This window comes from Cystobacter fuscus (assembly GCF_044360685.1).
In the GTDB taxonomy this organism is placed as follows: Bacteria; Myxococcota; Myxococcia; order Myxococcales; family Myxococcaceae; genus Cystobacter; species Cystobacter fuscus_C.
In genome coordinates, this window is the sequence record NZ_CP043491.1 from 9,460,927 (window position 1) to 9,477,351 (window position 16,425).

Genomic DNA, 16,425 nt, shown 5'->3' on the forward strand with positions numbered 1-16,425 from the left:
CCCCACACGACTCGGGGGACATCACCGCGCCCGCTGATTTCCAAGCGGCGAGGTCCCCCACGAGGCTCCAGTTCGGAGGGCTCAAAGCCCCAGCCAGCATGACTCGAGGATCATCTGCCCCGGGATGCGCCTGGTCGTGCCCTGGGTCTCGACGGTCAACTCCGCGTCGGTCACCAGCGTGTGGTAGATCTGCCGCGTCGTCGCTGACGGGAACGACACGAGCGGCGCGTTGCGTTTCGGGTCCGCCTTCACCGATAGCTGGAGGCCGTCGTACGCGAAGCGCATCTCGCCGCCGCTATAGATCTTGTGGTGCGGACCCTCTCCCGCGGTCGTGCGGTTCTTGAACCCCATGCTCTTGTCGAAGAGATTGAAGCCGCTGAACACCGGCTGCTGCTCCTCCTTCTGCACGTACAGGAACACCCCCGGCGACCCGAACACGTTCCACTCGGGATGGAGGAAATGACACCAGAACCAGCCCTTCCTGCTGAGACGCTCTGGCGCGTCATCGAAACGTCCCTGCTCGTGATAGGCGTGACCGTCAATGGCGATTCGATCCCCGCCCCAGGACAGCTCACCGCTGGCCCTGCCGCGCGGCACCTGAGAGACGTAGCTGAACGCCTCGCCGCTCAGAGCCCCGCCGAGCAGCGCGGCGCGGCCCACCCCGGGCAACGATCCCATCGGAAACGCCGAGAACGGCCGCGCCACCGCGCGGACATCCAGTTGACCCTTCACCTCGTCCAGATCGAATACGAAGCGATACGTCACCGGGTTGGTGTCCTCGCGAACGATGGTCACGCCGGGCACCTCGAGGCGCAGCCCATCTTTCGAGATGTGCATGCGCGACGAATCCAGCGTCCTGGTCACCGACCGTGACTTGCGGTCCTTGCCATCCACCATCGCCACGAACACCAGTGCGTCGTCGAGATTCGCACTGGCCACGTCCGGCCACCACTTCTTCGGCACGAACGCCACGAGCAGCACGCTCCCATCGCTCATCACGACGTCCACGTACCACCATTGCATTTTCGCCTTGTTCTCGAGGAAGTTCTTCTGCTCCAACTTCCTGAGCGCCCCACCCGATTGAATGCGCCGGTAATCAATCAGCATAAGCTCAGTCTACACCAAAACCGCCCGCAATGTTTTGTCAGGCACTCCAGATTTGAGTTTCGCACTTTTGGCGGCGTGCAAGCCGATGCCTTCAAGGCGCCGGGCCTTTGTTACCTCCATGAAGAAGGTTGGGCACGGCGAAGTTCCGCTCGGACCTGCCGCTGAGCAGGGATTGTCCGCGCCGCAGCACGGAGTCCAGCCATGCGCCCGCCGCCTGGGAGGTCAACACCGCCACCGCGACCAGCGTGGTGTAGAAGGCGGGGCTGATGATGCCGGCATCGAACGCCACGCTGGCCACAGCGATGCCTGGCCCTCCGCGCGCGTTCGTCGCCACGGCGAGGTTGAGGGCATCCGAGGCAGGGAATCCGGCGAGCCGGGCCCCCAGTCCCACCGAGGCCAGTTTGATGACGCAGGCGACAACGAGGAAGGCGCAAAGCATTCCAGGCGAGAGCGCGTCGATGAGCGCCAGCTTGTAGCCGACCAGTGCGAAATAGAGCGGGATGAAGAGCGCGTTGGAGAGCCCCGCGATGGAGTCCAGCGTCTCCTGGGTGAACGAGGAACTCCTCGAGGCGGCCAGACCGGCGAGGAAGCCGGCGAAGACCTGGTTGATGTCGAGGAGGTCCGCCACCGCGGCATGGGCCAGGAGCAGCAGGATCACCTGCGCCACGGGCGACATGCGCGCGAGCGGCTTCCAGCGCGCCGCTTGCAACCCTTGAAGAACCCTGGGCACCAGCAGCAGGCCCACGGCCATGTAGACCAGGGTCGTGGTGATGTGCCGTACGATGTCGCTCCAGGGCAGCGTGCTCGCGCGTGCCAGGGACAGGGCTCCGGCCAGTCCTCCCCACAACGCGATGTCCTCCACCACCGCCACTCCCAACACGAGCCGCGCGAAGCGCGTATGCATCACCTGGAGATCCTGGAAGATGCGCGAGATGACGGGGATGGAGGTGATGGAGACGGAAATGCCGATGATGAGCAGGAGCGCGACGGGGTGGCCCGCCGGGCCCTGGAGCGGCTCCAGGGGCAGGCTCATGCCCAGCGCGGTGGCGATGAGAAAGGGAAGCACCGTTCCAAACGAGGTCAGCCAGGCGATCTGCCGCCGATCATCCGGGTGAAACAGCGAGTGGATGCCCGCCCCCGATAGGAACATCAACATCAGCAGCCCGAAGGAATAAAGAAAATCCAGGACGGGCAGGTGCTCGGTTCCAGGCCTTGGAAAGAATTCCAGGCGCCCCAGGAGCGCGGGTCCCGCGAGCACACCCGCCAGGATTTCTCCCACCACTCGCGGCTGCCTCAACCGGACGCAGAGCGCACCGAGCAGGTGGGCGAGGAGCAACAGCACGAAGAGGAAGAGGACCAGCGATTCAGGCTTGGGCATGATTCCTGGCGCTCCCGCTCGTGAGGGATGGGTTGGACTCGGGTCACAAACCGCTACGACAGGGGGCGTATGCACGCGGAGCCGAGGATCCGCACCTGGCACGCCAGGCGCACGTTGGGGCGTCCCTCGGACACCTCCTCGACGACAATGGCCTCCAGTCCCTCCACGGGAGACAGGTTCTCCATGCCCTGCTCGACGACGATGGCGCACGTGCCGCAAGAAGCCGCACGGCAGCTGAACATGATGCACGTCTGGTGATGCTCGCAGATGTCGATGAGCCTCTCCCCGGACCTGACCTTCAGGAGCTCGTCCCCGACCTGAAGCTCGACTTCCCGCCCACCGCGCTCGGAACTCATGCTCTCCTCGCCGGGTCCTCAGGGGATGAGGAGGTGCCCCGCGCGCAGAGCAGATACCGCTCGAAAGCCTCGCCCTGAGGCGTCAGCGCCAACTCCATGCTCTCGGCCAGGCGGTGCAACTGCCCCGCGATCCATCTCCGCGAGCGCTCGAACTCGGCGCCAGCGGGGATCGTGATGCCCTCGGACGCCCACGAGTCGCGCAGCGCCTCGGCACTGAGTGGGAAGTCGGCGAACTCGGGGTGCTGGAGCGCCCGCTGGAGCACGCCCAGGCCCGTCTCGAAGTTCCAGGTGGCCGCCGGATCCCCGGAGAAACGCTTGTCAATCATCGAGTACATCGTGATGCGCATCGCCCCGGAAATGAGCTCGCGCGACCTGGGCGTGGCTCGCCGGAAGAGGCCGAGCCCCAGCTCGAGCGAGGTGGTGAGGTGCCGGGCCTCGTCCTCCGCGTGGCCAGCGACGATCTGCAGCGCCAGCGGCGAGGCGACTTTCTCGTCGAGGCCGGCCGTCATGAAGCCCTCGAGCTGCTTGAGCGCCAGGTTGAGGATGTAGCGCATCAGCAGATACATGGCGCCAAAGCCGTTGTCGCACAGCTTCCCCCGGTACCGCTCGAGCATGGCCGGGACGGCCTTGAGATGGGGGAAGAAGTCGCCGCCAATGACATCTCCTCGCCCGAGGAGCGCCTGGCAGACGTTGCGGAAGGTGATGATGTGGTCGAACTCCTCCGCCGTCTCGTGGAAGAGGACCATGTAATTGTCCGAGTACAGTGGGAAGACCGCCGCGGACGCTTCCATGTTGTAGCGCAGCGCCACCGACTCCGAGGTCGCGATTTCCGAATACGCCCGCGCGAAGTAGTACGCGGACAGCACGGAGAGCTGCTCGGGCCGGAGCTTGGAGAGCTGGGGGCACTCGCGCAACGGCAGGAGCAGGAAGTCCGGGTTGCAGTACAGCTTGCTCTTGTCGATGCCCTCCTGCTTCATCGCCAGGCCGAACCCCTTGAGTTCGATGGGCGTGCGATGAGCGTGCTCGAAAAGCTTGATCTGCCTCCTCAACAGCTTGTCTACCGGGTCGACCTGATCCACGGGGACGGGTCCTTTCTTCACGAACACGGGGGGCCACCCAAGAGGCCGAGGAGCTGCTCCTCCTGCCACCGGGGGCGTGTCTCGAGGTAGCTCCAGACCGACTCCAACCGGCTCTGGATCTCGTCTGGCAAACGCGTCCGGAGCGTCCCGTTCTGGGGCATGATGAGCTGCCGCGTCCGCCCGCGGAGGACTTCCTGGCCGTCCTGCAGCTTCACGATGCGGTAGGCGAACTGGATGAAGGGGGTGCGCAGCGGTTGGCGCAACAGGGAAATCTGGGTGACGAGCTCTTCCTCTTCGTGCGCCGGCTTCTTGTACTCAATCCACAGATCCACCATGGGGACCGCCAGATTGAACTCCAGCAGGTCCGACACGCTCAGCCGGGTGCGGCGCGCCAGATCGGCCCTCGCCGCCTCGAAGTAGGCGAGCGCGTGGCCATGCCAGAGATACCCGTACCGGTCCACCTCACCGAAGCGGACGCGGCCGGGCGTCTCGTGGTAGCCGAGCACCTGCACCGGCTTGCTCATGTCGCGACCTCGTCGAAGCGGGCCCGCACCTCGGGCGGAATCGTGAGGCCGAGCTCGTGGCAGCCCGGAAGGTTGAGGGTGAGTTTCTGCCCCGGGTCATTCTCGAAGGGCACCTCGCTGACGGGCTTGCCGTCGCGCAGGATGGACAGGCACATCCGGCCCACCAGGCGGCCCACGGCCTCGAAGTCGCTGGAGAAGTCCGCCACGCCCGCCTGCTTGATGATGGCCGCGTTGTTGACCCAGAAGAGCGGGACGCGCCGGGCGCGGGAGTACGCGAGGAGCGCCTGCACCGCCTTGCCGCTGAGCACCGTGTCGTTGAAGCCGATCAGGGCGCTGCGCTCCGCCTTCATCGTGTCCAGCCCGGCCTGCAATTCCTCGAGCGTGGCGTACGGACCCTCGTGGAAGCTCACCCCCAGCCGCTCCGCCAGGAAGGCCACGCTTCGGTAGCCGACGTGGCTGGAGGGAGGGGCGATCCAGAATCCCTCCTTCTTGGCCCGGGAGAGCTCGTAGTTCTTCTTCACGTTGGGGAACGCGAACTCGGAACTCAGGTTGAGCGGGAAGTAGACCCGCTCCAGATCCGGCACCACGCTCCTGAGCAGGGAGAAATTCTCATAGCTCCAGATGAGCGGCAGGTTGAGCCGCACCCCGGTGATGTTCGGATGGTCGAGCAGCTCCATCCCGTTGTTCTCAGGATGGGCCCCGAAATACACCACGGGGATGTCCCGGTTCACCTCCGCGACGCGCACCACCGAGTCCGTGCCCGGAATGATGAGAACGCGAACGCCCTCCTCCCGGTAGCGGGAGAGCAGTTGGATGAGCTCTTCACGGGTGGGGGGAATCCGATGGAATTGGAGATCGAAGTCGCGCAGACCCGATTTCAACCGGGTGATGGCCGAGACGAACCCCACCACCCAGCGGTTCTGCCGGCCCATGGTGGAGTAGGGAGCGCTGTCCTCCTTCTCGTAGATGTATGAGCTGACGACACGGACGCGGTAGGGCAAGGGGCTCGCCGTCACGCGGCCCTCCGCTCTTCGATGAAGGAAATGAGCGAGCCCAGCTTGAAGGCGGCATTGCCCTGCCTGGTGCGCTCCTGCTCCAGCCAGTTGTCGAAGCGCACGGAGTCGCCAAAGGCATCCTCGAGCCGGACACCCACCTCGATGAGCTTGAGCGAGTCGAGCCCCAGCTCGGGCAGCGCCGTCTCCTCGGTCAGGTCCAGGTTCTTCAGTTGGGGCTCTACCTCGGAGAGGCAGCGGTGGATGAGGGCACGGATTTCCGGACGGCTCATGGTGTCATGCACTCCGACGGGCTCGGGGAGGTGGCTGGGTTATTTGAAGAGGACAGCCTTCAGGTAGCTGGTCTGGCTGATGACGACCTGCTTGAGAGTGTCGGTCACGCTCGTCTCTCGAGCGCTCCGCCGGTCATGCAACTCGCCCCGCTCGTACAGCGCACGCGTCTTGGTGCGCTGCAGCTTGCCGCTGGACGTCTTGGGGAGTTGCCCGGGCTGGAGCACCACCACTTCGTGGAGCGCGATGCCCAGCGAGGCCTGCACCGTCCGGACGACGGCCATGGGGTCGAACGAGGCCGGGTCGGCGATCTCCACCGCCAGGACGATCCGCTCCGAACCATCGCCCGTACCAGAAGCCACGTGCGTGCCAAAGGCGATGAGGTTGCCCTTGCGCACTCCCGGCACGGTGGTGGCCACGTGCTCGATGTCCTGCGGGAAGTAGTTGCGGCCGTTGAGGATGATCATCTCCTTGAGCCGGCCGCAGACGTGAAGTTCACCGTCGAGGATGAAGCCGAGATCGCCCGTGCGCAGGTACTTGCCAGCGAACACCTGGGCCGTCGCCTCCGGGTCGCCCCAATACTCCTTCATGACGCTGGGGCCGGCGATGCGGATTTCCCCGATGTGCCCATGGGGGAGGGGGAACGCGCTGGTCTCATCCGCCACGTCGAAAATGGCCAGTTCGTGGCCGGGGAACGGCTTGCCACACGCGACGATGTCCAACGCACGCTCCGGCTGACTGGACGGGAGGGCGATGCGCTCCTCGCTCATGCGGGCGTGGTCCACGGGCGTGGAGAGCAGCCCCGCTCCTGGCTTTCCCAGCGCGATGGCCAGCGAGGACTCGGCCATGCCATACATGGGCATCAGGGCCTCGGCGCGGAAGCCCTGGGGTGCGAAGGCCGCGGCGAAGCGCCGCAGGACTTCCGGGCGGATGGGTTCGCCGCCACACCCGGCGATGCGCCAGGCGGAGAGATCCAACCCTTGCCGTTGCGCCTCCGGGATGCGCTTGACGGCCAGGGCGAAGGCGAAGTTGGGCGCACAGGAGATGGTCGCGCGGTATTTGCTGAGGGACTCCAGCCACGTCACCGGCCGCTGCAGGAAGGTCAGCGGTGGGATGAACGCCACGGGCCGTTGGTAGAAGAGCGGGGCCAGCAAGAAGCCAATGAGCCCCATGTCATGGAACAGGGGAAGCCAGGAGACGCCCACGTCCTCGGGCGTCACCCGAAAGCCCTCCTCCATGATGCAGCGGATGTTGGCCGCCAGGTTGCGGTGGGTGACGACGACCCCCTTGGGGCTGGACGTGGAGCCACTGGTGAACTGGAGGAAGGCCACGTCGTCCAGCTTCACCTGCTGGGGCCGCAGGGGCGCGGCGGCGTCCACGAGCGCCTCGGTGGAGATGATGCCGCGCACGCTCTCACACTGGCTTTGCACCGTGCCGAGCAGCAGCTTGATCTTCGCGTTCGTCACCACCGCCGCCGCGCCGCTCCGCCTGACGATGTGCCGCACGTTCTCGAGGTAGCCGTCCAACTGACCGAGCCCGTGCATCGGGTAGATGGGCACGGGAATGATTCCCGCGCGGATGGCGCCCAGGAAGGTGAGGACGAACTCGTCATTCTCCGGGAGGATGATGGCAACCCGTTCACCCTGCTTCAGCCCCATGGCTTGCAACGCGCCAGCACGGGCCGCGGTCTGCCGGGCCAGTTCCGGGAACGTGATGAGCCGGGTCTGCTCGGTGTTGCCCACCCGGTTCACGAATGAGAAGCCAATGCGCGCATCGGCGCCCGTCAATCGCTCCACCGCCTCCGCGACAGTTACTTCCTTGGCCATCCGGAATGCCCCCGACGACGCGAACGACAGCCCGAAAACGCAATTGCATTCAGAGAGGTGTGCCCGAGGCCTCGGCGAAAAAGATGCCAGGAATGGAAACTCGTATGCTTTGGAAATCGCCCCACGACAGCGACACCGAGCCCCGACCCTGAGCGGAACCCGGTCCTGCCTCACCAAGTGTGCAACGAGCCCCCACCATCCCCATGACAACCCGGAGACAAATACCATCAAACTGCGAGTGAATCAACGCTCCCCCCCGACTTTCGGGTTGGAAGCCTTTTTCTGTTAATCACTGAACCAGGACGTTCGCACTGCCGCCGCATGACACCATGGTTCATACTCCAGGTGACCTGGTGGAATGATCCATCCAAGAGCCCTGGAGTCGAGCCCATGAAGACGCTTCGCTTGTCCCTGATGGTGGTGTGCACCGTGTCGCTGGCCGCGTGTGGTGGGAGCGACTCGAATACCGAGGTGGCTCCCGAGGCGGCTGAACAGCCGGGAGTGCACGCCATGGTCACGTGCTACGCGTACCTGCTCGATGGCACCAACCTCTCCGGGCCGACGCTCAACCCCTTTCCGGTGACGGGCGCGGTGGGCCAGTGCATCAACCTTCCGGCGGCCTCGGACAACCTGACGTCCTCCTTCCGCCTCGCCAACTGTGGGGCGTTCTTCTTCGATGGCGCCAACTGTACGGGAGCCTCCTTCGCGGCGCCGACCAGCAGCCCCACGATGCCTCCCGGCTTCGACAACGTCACCACCTCGCTGCGCTTCTATTGATTCGCGCGGCCATCGGCGCCTTCCTGATGGCTGCCTCGAGCGCCATGCTCGCCTCCTCCACGCCTGCGTGGGGGAGCCCACGGGCTCGCGCCGGAGGAGGACCGGGGGCGTGGCCTACTGCGCGACGATGTCGATCATTGTCTCCTTGTTGCCCTGGATGATTTTCCGGGCGAGCGGGCCCGTCAGACGATTGCTCATGAGGCGTGTGGTCGCCCCGCGAAGAAACCGCTGAGCCTCGTTGGACGGAGTGAAGAACCGTCTCATCTTCAGCCCGTGGAGCTGCATGTTCGAGATGAACGGGCGCAGCTTCGCCTCCCACTGGGACAGTGCGCGTTCCACGTCGTCTGGATACTTCTCCAGCATGTTGCCCAGCAGCTCACCCCCAGCCATCCCGGACGAAGCACCCATGCCCGAGTACAGGGTCAAGCACCACGCGGAATCGCCGACCAGCACGACCCGCCCCTTGTGCCAGCTCTTCATGCGCACTTGATGGGTCGAGTCGAACAGAGACTCGTCCGCCGCCTCGAACTCGTCGAGCAGATAGCTCAGCACGGGCCCCGTCTTTTCCGGTCCGTACGCCTTGCGCAGCGACTCGATGGGACGGCCGCGGAACTGCGCGGCCACGTCCTCGACACGGTAGGAGAAGAGCACGGTGGGGTTGTGATTCGCGAAGGGAAACACCCACGCCGACCTTCCCGCCTCGGCCAGGACCAGTCCTTCGTGCGTGGCGTAGCCCGGCACGGGGTTGCGCAGGACGCAGGCTCCAATCATGTAATTGAGCGGGAAGAAGAAGTCCTCATGCGGACCAAAGACGAGCTGACGGACCGTCGAGCGCATGCCGTCAGCGCCCACCACGAGCTCGAAACGTTCGGTCGTGCTCGTGCCGCTCTTCGTGTGGGTCATCGTGACGTCGACCCCGCGCTCGTCCTGCTCGAATCGAGTGGGGACCGTCGAGAAGCGGATTTCCACCTCCTTCGGCAACGCGGAGAACAAGGCGTTCTCCATGTCGCCGCGCAGCAGCGGGCGAGGATCGCCGGGCACGTCCACGAAGGACATGCCCTTGTAGCGACGATTGGCCCGGTCAACCTCGTAGGACTGCATCCGCGGGGACCTTCGATCCACCAGGGTCTCCATCGCGCCGAGCCGCTCGGCCGAGGCCTTGCCGGTACCGAACAGGCCAATGAAGTAGCCGCCTTTGCGGCGCTCGGGTGCCCGCTCGATGAGCACGGGCTCCCAGCCGAGCTTGTGAAACCGGATGGCCGTGGCGATGCCGCTGATGCCGAGTCCAACCACCAGGACACGGCGACGAGGTGTCGTTGAGTTCGTCATGATGTCCAGACAGTAAGGAGCAGCGGCGCACGCCTCCAGAGCGTGGCTTGGGGCGGAAATCGGCTTGGATTGGGGTCAGCGGCGGTGCTGCTCGCGCCAGGCTCGGGGAGTCATGGCGTGGGCGCGCCGGAAGGTGCGGATGAAATGGGTGACGTCGGCGTAGCCCACCTGGCTCGCGATGTGCTCGATACTGGCTTCCGTGTCCAGCAGGCGCCGCCGGGCCTCGACCATGCGATGCTCGCGCAGCCAGTCACCCACCGTCAGCCCTGTCTCCTCGCGGATGACGTTGGCCAGGTGCGAGGGCGTGCACCCCATCGCCGCCGCGACGTCCTGGAGCGAGAGGGGTTGCAAGCAGTGCGCCTCGATGAAGGCGAGCGCATCGTGCACGAGCCGGCCGCTCATGGACGGCGCGAGAGGCGCGTGCTCCTGCAGCTCGCGCAGGAGCTCCGTCACCAGCAGGACGAACCATGCGTACGTCGCGTTCTCCGCGCCCCACCGGGATTCTCGCAGCTCGGCCTCCAGCTCGGCCACCCGGTGCACGATTCGCTGCCACCGCGCTGGATCGGGCCGCAACCGGAGCAGTCCCCGGACGAAGAGGCTTCGCGCTGGAGTGGGCTTCGCCGCTCCACGGTTTCGAGGCGGTTCCGGCAACCACTCGGGTCCGAGCGAGCGGAGCAGCAGCGGTTCGAAGCCCACGAGCCATCCCTCGAGGTTGCCCATCTCGAGGGGCTGGTGTTCCATGCCCGCGGGGACGAGGTGGATGTCCCCCTCCTGGACCTCGAGCGGCTCCAGGAGATGGGCTCGTCCCCTTCCCGCCGTCATCACGAAGATCATGAAGAAGGTCGAGACGAGGGGTCCGGGCGGAATCACGGGCCGGGGCCCTGGAATGCGAAGGACCCGCAAGGGCAGGCCCCCAGCGCCCATCGCGTCCAGGGTGAGGAGATGGGGAGACGAGCGCTGAGGCGTACGAGTCATGGACGGACGATTCACGGGGTGTCGAGGGGGCCGGATGTAGTGGATCCGCGCCGCCACGGAGTGCGGCACTACCGGTCCGCCTCCAGCCGCCAGCCCCAGAGCCGTTCGTATTGCCGCCGCATGACGCTCGCCGGGGCCCGCCGGACGGACTGCTCACGCATCCAGACGGCGAGCGGGTGCTTCCACTGGGCAATGACACCGAAGCGCCACGAGGTCTGCTGCAACCACGCGGTGCGCTCCTGGCGCCGGGCCTCGTAGTCCCGCAGGCCGCGCTCGATGTCCTCCGCCCCGCTCAACACCTGGGCCAGCACGCCTCCATCCTCGATGGCAGAGCACGCCCCCTGCCCCAGGTTGGGCATCATGGGGTGCGCCGCGTCTCCCAGCAGCGTCACCCGCCCCCGCCCCCATTGTTTGATTGGCAGCCGATCGAGCAGATCGTTGCGCAGCAGATCCGCCTCGTCCGTGGCCGCGATGAGCTGCGGGATGGGCGCATGGGCCGTCCGGAAAACCTCCTGGAGGAAGGCCTTGTCGCCACCCGGGACGGGCTGCCCCTGGGGCCAGTCGGTGACGGCGAACCAGTACACGATGTCCTCGCGCACATGACCCATGCCGAAGCGTGCTCCGCTGCCCTGCGTCTCGCGCAACATCCCCCGCGGCAGTCCCGGGTGCTCGAAGCCTCGCGCCAGTCCACGCCAGCAGGGCTGGCCGGCATAGCGCAGGCGCTCCCCCGGGTGCAGCTGCGCACGCACCACCGAGCGCAACCCATCCGCCCCCACCAACACATCCCCCCTCGCCTCCCGCCCGTCCTCGAAGTGCGCCACCACCCCGGTCCCGTCCTCCGCGAAGCGCGCCAGCCGCGCCCCCAGGTGCACCGGAATCCCATCCCCCAGCGCCTCGCTCAGGACTCCGTGCACGGCCGCCCGGTGGAAGAGCACGGGCGGAGCCCCCTCGCAGGGCAGCTCCTCCGTTCGCACCTTCATCAGCGCCGTCCCCCGCCACGAGCACATCTCCGCCAGCGTCACCACCACTCCCCGCTCCACCGCGTGCCGCAGCCCCAGCCCGATCAGCACGCTCATGGCGTTGGGAGAGAGCATCAGCCCCGAGCCCACCTCCCGGAGCTGGGGCGCCTGCTCGAAAACCTCCACCTGCCAGCCCCGCTGGTGCAGGGAGAGCGCCGCCGTCAGACCACCCAGGCCCCCACCGATGATCAATGCCTTCCGCTTCGCCGTATGCATGTCTCGTCCCCCGGCCGGCAGTGGCGCCCGGCGCTCCCGGGTTTTTAACGGGAAAGCGCCGCGCGGCCCATGGCGGCGAGTGGAGCCTCCCACGCACCACGGCGGGTATAGTCGCTTCCCACTTCAGAGACCTTGATGGGGAAGCAGGATTGAGCCAACCCCTGGAGCCCCCAGGTCGCGCACCGGGGGCGTGATCTCCTATGCTCCTCGGCCTGGGGGACCTCCATCCATGAGATTGCCGCTGCTCCTGTTGATTCTCGTCTCGGGACTTGCTCGCGCGGAGCAGACCTGCGCCACGCCAACCGAGAACCACCAGCGACTCGTCTTCATCCAACGCAACCTGAGCGAGGACGCACAGCGGGCACGGCTCTGGACGGGCGCGTGGGGCGCGGGCTACGGGGTGTTGACCCTGGGCCAGCTCGCCGCGGTCCCGGCCGTCCCCTCGGGCGACCAGGTGGACCTCTACGTGGGCGCACTCTCCTCCGCCGGCGGGCTCGCGGCGCTTCTCGCGCTCCCCCTGGACGTGATGACCGACTCCCTCACGCTCGACACGCTGGCGCGCGAACACCCCAGCGAGGTGGACTGTGACGTGCTCGCCCAGGCTGAACGGCTGCTCGTGCGCGGCGCCGAGGGCGAAGCGCTGGGCCGAAGCTGGCTGATGCACGGCGCGAACGTCGTCTACGGCCTCCTCTCCGGACTGGTGCTGGGCCTCTTCTTCGACCGGTGGGTCTCGGGCGCGGTCACCGCCGTCACCGGTATCCTGATCGGCGAGGCGATGATCCTCACCCAGCCCTTCGGAGCCGAGGAGACGCTCCGACGCTACCGCGAGGGAGCGTGGAGCGCCGCGAAGGGCCCCCCCTCTCCCACGTGGAACCTCCAGGTGGCGGTGGCGCCCTCGCGCGTCGGCGTGCAACTGCACGTCTCGTTCTGAGGGCACGTGTGCCCGGCAGGGCTCGCGGCTAATCCACGAGCAGCCGCTTCACGGGGGCGGGGTCCACCGCGACCATCAACGGCCGGGTGAAGTTGCTGAACGACATGAGCGCCTGGCCGGGCGCGAGCCGTGGCACCCGGTTCCACAAGCTCTCGTCAATGCCGCCCACCGTCTTCCTCATCCTGGAGATGACCGAGCTGTCCGTGATCTTGTGGATGATGAAGTTGTTGAGCAGTCCCAGCACCTCGTCGGGCAGGTGCTGGGGCAGTTGCGTGACGAAGACGAGCCCCAGCCAGCGCTTGCGCCCCCGCTTGGCGATCTTCGCCACCTGCTCGAACAACACCCGCATCTGGGAGAAGCGGCTGGCGGACAGGAACTCGTGCGCCTCCTCGATGATGATGAGCACCGGGGTCATGGGCTGTTTCGTGGACTGGTTCTGCCCGTGCGTCGCCTGGTAGCGAGCCTCCTGCGTCTCCTGAAGACCCCGGAGGATGTCGGCGATGACGAGATTGCTGTGCTGGGGCGAGTCCGTGTCCGACAGGTCGATCACCGACACCCGTCCGGGCGTGAGCAGCTCGCGGTAATCCACTCCTGGCGCATCCGCGACATCGAAGACATTGAGGCGCCGCAGGTTCTGGAGCCTGCCCATCAGTGCCTTCCAACTGACCTCGCTCTTGCTGCTCTGCTCGCGCACCCTGCTCATCACGAGATGGGGCTTGTGCCGGAACTGGCTGCGCAAAGTGGGACCACGCCGAGTGGACTCCGCCTCATCTGAGCCCTCTTCCACCTCGGAGTCCTCACTGGAGGCGCCCCGCCGGCGGGATGAGGTCCTGGACTTGCTCCGGCCCTCCTCCTTGCCCTCGCTGCCGAGGCTGTAGATGTACGCCTCCACGACGTCCAGCAGGTGCAGGAGCGTCATCCGTGGATAGCCCGTCGAGTGCTCATCCACCTCCAGCACCTGCTCCCGCTCCTGCTCGCTACGCGGGAAGATCTCGAAGTCCTCCAGGAGCAGCTTCGTGACGTCGTACGCCTTGTGGAAGCGCTCCTGCTGCGCTTCGGTCATGCCGAGGATCTCCGAGATGGCGTAGGGCGACAGGCTCGAGAAGCTCAGCGAGAAGCGGTGCAGGTTCTTGTGCTCCGGGTTGAGGCTGTCCCGGCCCGCGAGGTGATGGATGTGCAGGTCCTTCACGCCCTCGGGCTTGCGGCCCCGGCGTTGGAGGGCAGCGAGCATGGCCGCATGGTTCGTGGGTTGATCCACGTGCGTGTACTCCCCTTCCACATCGAAGACGACGGTCGCGATGCCCGCCGCCTGCGCGTGGTGGATGAGGGTGGCCACGGTGGTGGACTTGCCGCCGCCCGTCGTCCCGATGATGCCGGTGTGACGAGGAAGGATGGACTTGTCCTGGGGATCCAGACGGGCCTCCATCCGCGCATAGCCCGCCACCAACCCGAGGCACATGGGCCCCCCGAGGCCCAGCACACGTGAGCTCTCCTTTTCATCCAGCAGGAAGACGGGGCTCTTGGGGCGGGGCCGGAGGACGGGGGGCTCGAGCTTGTTCTCCCCCACCTCCTCGCCCAGCAGTTCGATGTCGACACGCCCGTGGTAGTCGAAGGTGTAGGTCAGCTTCTTGCCCTGCACGACCACGCCCACGGCCATGGTGGAGTTGGCGGCGATGGCATCCGGTTCGGAGAAGGGGCCCCGCACCACCACGCCCAGATAGGTGCGGTTGTCCTCGCGGGACTTCACCCGCACGAGCGTCTGGGAAGCCAGCTTGTGCAGATCCGCCCGGGTCGTCAGGACGGTGATGAGGTTGTCCTCGCTCGCCGAGGTGTCGAAGTGGGTGAAGCCCACGGCCTTCTCGAGCTCGGGATCCAGCTCCAGGGGCGAGGCCTTGGCCAATTCCTCGAACTCCTTCAGCGTCTCGTTGGGCAGGGGGCTGAGGACCTCGTTGCGGGGCGCGCCTGGAGCAGCAGCCGGCGGCCTGGACTGCGGCGGGCCGTTGGGCTGCGGCGGGGCCTTGGGCTGCGGCGGCGCATGGGGTTGCGGCGGGGCGTGGGGCTGCGACGGAGCGGGGGGTCGGGAAGCGTCGCTCCGAGGAGCAGGGGGGGCGGGAGTCGCCGCGGGTCCGCCCACCGGGCCCGGTTGGGGACGCGTGGGCTCCGGCCTCGGAGCACCAGGGACGGGTGTGCTCATGGACGGCCGGGCCCCGGCCGGCGGTGGCCCCCTCGGGACATCCACCCGCGGCCCACCCGTGCCTGTCGGCGGAGCGCCCTGCACGCCACCGGGGGGACGGGGGGGCCCTCCGGAAGGAGGCGCCATGCCCCCTGGTGCGGAAGGACCTCGGGCCGCCACGGGGGCGGGCCGGCGGTCGGTCCCGAGCGGCGGGGATGCCGGGCCCGGTGGGACAGGAGGGGTCTTGCCATCATCGGCCATGGGTCATGTCTCCTAGGGGCGCCGCTTGCGCTCGGTGACGTAGTGGAACTTCGCGCCCGCCTGGGCGTAGGCGTCATTCACCATGCCCATGAAGCCTTCCGCTCCGAAGGCTCCCCGGCAGGCCACATCCGCGACATCCAGGAGCATGGGGAAGCCCCGCTCGGAGCGGATGATGCTGTCGGCCATCGCCACGTGGGCCGCGATATGGGCGTGCTCCCGGTGCGCGTAGAAGAGGTACGGAGGCGACTGGTCCGACGCGCGGAAGATGCCTCGCACGACGTGCGGGCAGAACTCCCTCACGAACTTGAACGCCAGCTCCCGGTCCTTCCTGTCGTAGTTCCACCGGTCGACGATGTACTCGCTGTCCGCCTGGAGCGTGTCGATGATGGCGTACTCGCCCCCGAACAACGCGTTGCCAAAGGTCAGGAAGCCCCGGTCCTCCAACGAGTTGGGAATGAAGACGAACTTGCGGTGACCCCGGATGAGGCGCGCGAGCAGCTCGAGCGACGCGGTCAGCAGGCTCGAGTACCCGGAGCCCGACAGCAGCTCACGCGAGCAGGGGTTTCCGTAGCCCATGCGCCAGTCGGCATTCGACCTGTCCAGCAGGAGCGCCAGCTCCGCGTGGGCCCGGATGTTCCGGCGTGCCAGCTTGGACAGGGGATCCTCCTCCTCGACGCCCCGGGCCTGGCGCTGCTCGAAGATCTCTCGCAGCAGCTTGCGACCATCCGTCTGGGTCGACATCTCCTTGCGAAAGAGGCGCTGGGAGAAAACCCCCGTGTTGCCCCCATAGCTGACGATGGCGACACCAATCTGCGTGATGGCGATGGGCAGGCTGTCGTGGGAGACGGCCACGCTGTTCACGGCCTCGACACGCCCCGGGAAGAGCAGGCTCTCGTGAATGATGGACAGGCGCTCGGGGCTCGCCTTGTAGACGCCCGCGCTCTGGGGAGCGTCCCGCAGCTTCTTGAGGCGGGGAAAGAACTCGTTCCGGATGGCCTCCCGGACGACGTCTTCCTGATGCACCGCCGTGTCGACCTGCTCCTTGAAGCGCTTCAGGATGTGCTTGGGATCAAGCCCCAGCTCCCAGGTCTTGAGGTCCAAGGTGGCGGCGAGCTCCTCGCCGAACGCCGAACGGTAGTCATCGTCCCCGATGAAACCATCATCCCCATCCGGGGGAATCCCCTCCGACAT

General features: G+C 66.8%; 15 protein-coding genes. 2 read left to right on the forward strand and 13 right to left on the reverse strand.

Going from position 1 to position 16,425, the window contains the following annotated elements:
* Positions 1 to 81: 81 nt before the first annotated feature.
* The 8 genes from F0U63_RS38735 to F0U63_RS38770 all read right to left on the reverse strand — a co-directional run bounded on the left by F0U63_RS38735 (position 82) and on the right by F0U63_RS38770 (position 7,553).
* Positions 82 to 1,107, reverse strand: coding sequence for a hypothetical protein (locus tag F0U63_RS38735; protein ID WP_395838224.1), 1,026 nt, complete (start codon positions 1,105 to 1,107; stop codon positions 82 to 84).
* A 91-nt stretch (positions 1,108 to 1,198) separates the two neighbouring features.
* On the reverse strand, positions 1,199 to 2,485 hold the full coding sequence (locus tag F0U63_RS38740) for a cation:proton antiporter (RefSeq protein ID WP_395838226.1): 1,287 nt from the start codon (positions 2,483 to 2,485) through the stop codon (positions 1,199 to 1,201).
* A gap of 53 nt (positions 2,486 to 2,538) precedes the next feature.
* Positions 2,539 to 2,841, reverse strand: coding sequence for a 2Fe-2S iron-sulfur cluster-binding protein (locus tag F0U63_RS38745; RefSeq protein WP_395838228.1), 303 nt, complete (start codon positions 2,839 to 2,841; stop codon positions 2,539 to 2,541).
* Positions 2,838 to 3,920 carry a diiron oxygenase gene (locus tag F0U63_RS38750; protein ID WP_395838230.1) on the reverse strand — a complete coding sequence of 361 codons (1,083 nt, stop codon included), beginning with the start codon at positions 3,918 to 3,920 and terminating at the stop codon, positions 2,838 to 2,840. The genes F0U63_RS38745 and F0U63_RS38750 overlap by 4 nt, the downstream gene beginning before the upstream one ends.
* Before the next feature lie 17 nt (positions 3,921 to 3,937).
* On the reverse strand, positions 3,938 to 4,444 hold the full coding sequence (locus F0U63_RS38755; RefSeq protein ID WP_395838232.1) for an acyl-CoA thioesterase: 507 nt from the start codon (positions 4,442 to 4,444) through the stop codon (positions 3,938 to 3,940).
* On the reverse strand, positions 4,441 to 5,460 hold the full coding sequence (locus F0U63_RS38760; protein ID WP_395838234.1) for an ABC transporter substrate-binding protein: 1,020 nt from the start codon (positions 5,458 to 5,460) through the stop codon (positions 4,441 to 4,443). The genes F0U63_RS38755 and F0U63_RS38760 overlap by 4 nt, the downstream gene beginning before the upstream one ends.
* Complete coding sequence (locus F0U63_RS38765; RefSeq protein ID WP_395838236.1) at positions 5,457 to 5,729, reverse strand: acyl carrier protein; 273 nt, start codon at positions 5,727 to 5,729, stop codon at positions 5,457 to 5,459. Before F0U63_RS38765 ends, F0U63_RS38760 begins: the two co-directional genes overlap by 4 nt.
* A gap of 39 nt (positions 5,730 to 5,768) precedes the next feature.
* Positions 5,769 to 7,553, reverse strand: coding sequence for a fatty acyl-AMP ligase (locus tag F0U63_RS38770; RefSeq protein WP_395838237.1), 1,785 nt, complete (start codon positions 7,551 to 7,553; stop codon positions 5,769 to 5,771).
* 390 nt (positions 7,554 to 7,943) lie between these two features.
* On the opposite strand from F0U63_RS38770, the gene F0U63_RS38775 reads away from it, so the two are divergent.
* A complete protein-coding gene (locus tag F0U63_RS38775; RefSeq protein ID WP_395838239.1) occupies positions 7,944 to 8,330 on the forward strand; it encodes a hypothetical protein in 387 nt (128 codons plus the stop codon).
* A gap of 114 nt (positions 8,331 to 8,444) precedes the next feature.
* On the opposite strand, the gene F0U63_RS38780 is transcribed toward F0U63_RS38775, so the two are convergent.
* From F0U63_RS38780 to F0U63_RS38790, 3 genes are all read right to left on the reverse strand, one after another.
* A complete protein-coding gene (locus tag F0U63_RS38780; protein ID WP_395838241.1) occupies positions 8,445 to 9,659 on the reverse strand; it encodes an FAD-dependent monooxygenase in 1,215 nt (404 codons plus the stop codon).
* Positions 9,660 to 9,734: 75 nt separating this feature from the next.
* A complete protein-coding gene (locus F0U63_RS38785; protein ID WP_395838243.1) occupies positions 9,735 to 10,634 on the reverse strand; it encodes a helix-turn-helix transcriptional regulator in 900 nt (299 codons plus the stop codon).
* Positions 10,635 to 10,702: 68 nt separating this feature from the next.
* Entirely contained in the window at positions 10,703 to 11,869 is a 1,167-nt protein-coding gene (locus tag F0U63_RS38790) for an FAD-dependent monooxygenase (protein ID WP_395838245.1), read from the reverse strand.
* Positions 11,870 to 12,098: 229 nt separating this feature from the next.
* On the opposite strand from F0U63_RS38790, the gene F0U63_RS38795 reads away from it, so the two are divergent.
* The gene (locus F0U63_RS38795; RefSeq protein WP_395838247.1) at positions 12,099 to 12,800 is read left to right on the forward strand and encodes a hypothetical protein; all 702 of its coding nucleotides are present in this window, start codon (positions 12,099 to 12,101) and stop codon (positions 12,798 to 12,800) included.
* Positions 12,801 to 12,828: 28 nt separating this feature from the next.
* Here the strand turns inward: F0U63_RS38795 and F0U63_RS38800 are convergent, their stop codons facing one another.
* Together F0U63_RS38800 and F0U63_RS38805 are read right to left on the reverse strand one after the other, a co-directional pair.
* Positions 12,829 to 14,994 carry an ATP-binding protein gene (locus F0U63_RS38800; protein WP_395838249.1) on the reverse strand — a complete coding sequence of 722 codons (2,166 nt, stop codon included), beginning with the start codon at positions 14,992 to 14,994 and terminating at the stop codon, positions 12,829 to 12,831.
* A gap of 252 nt (positions 14,995 to 15,246) precedes the next feature.
* Positions 15,247 to 16,425 carry a hypothetical protein gene (locus F0U63_RS38805; protein ID WP_395838251.1) on the reverse strand — a complete coding sequence of 393 codons (1,179 nt, stop codon included), beginning with the start codon at positions 16,423 to 16,425 and terminating at the stop codon, positions 15,247 to 15,249.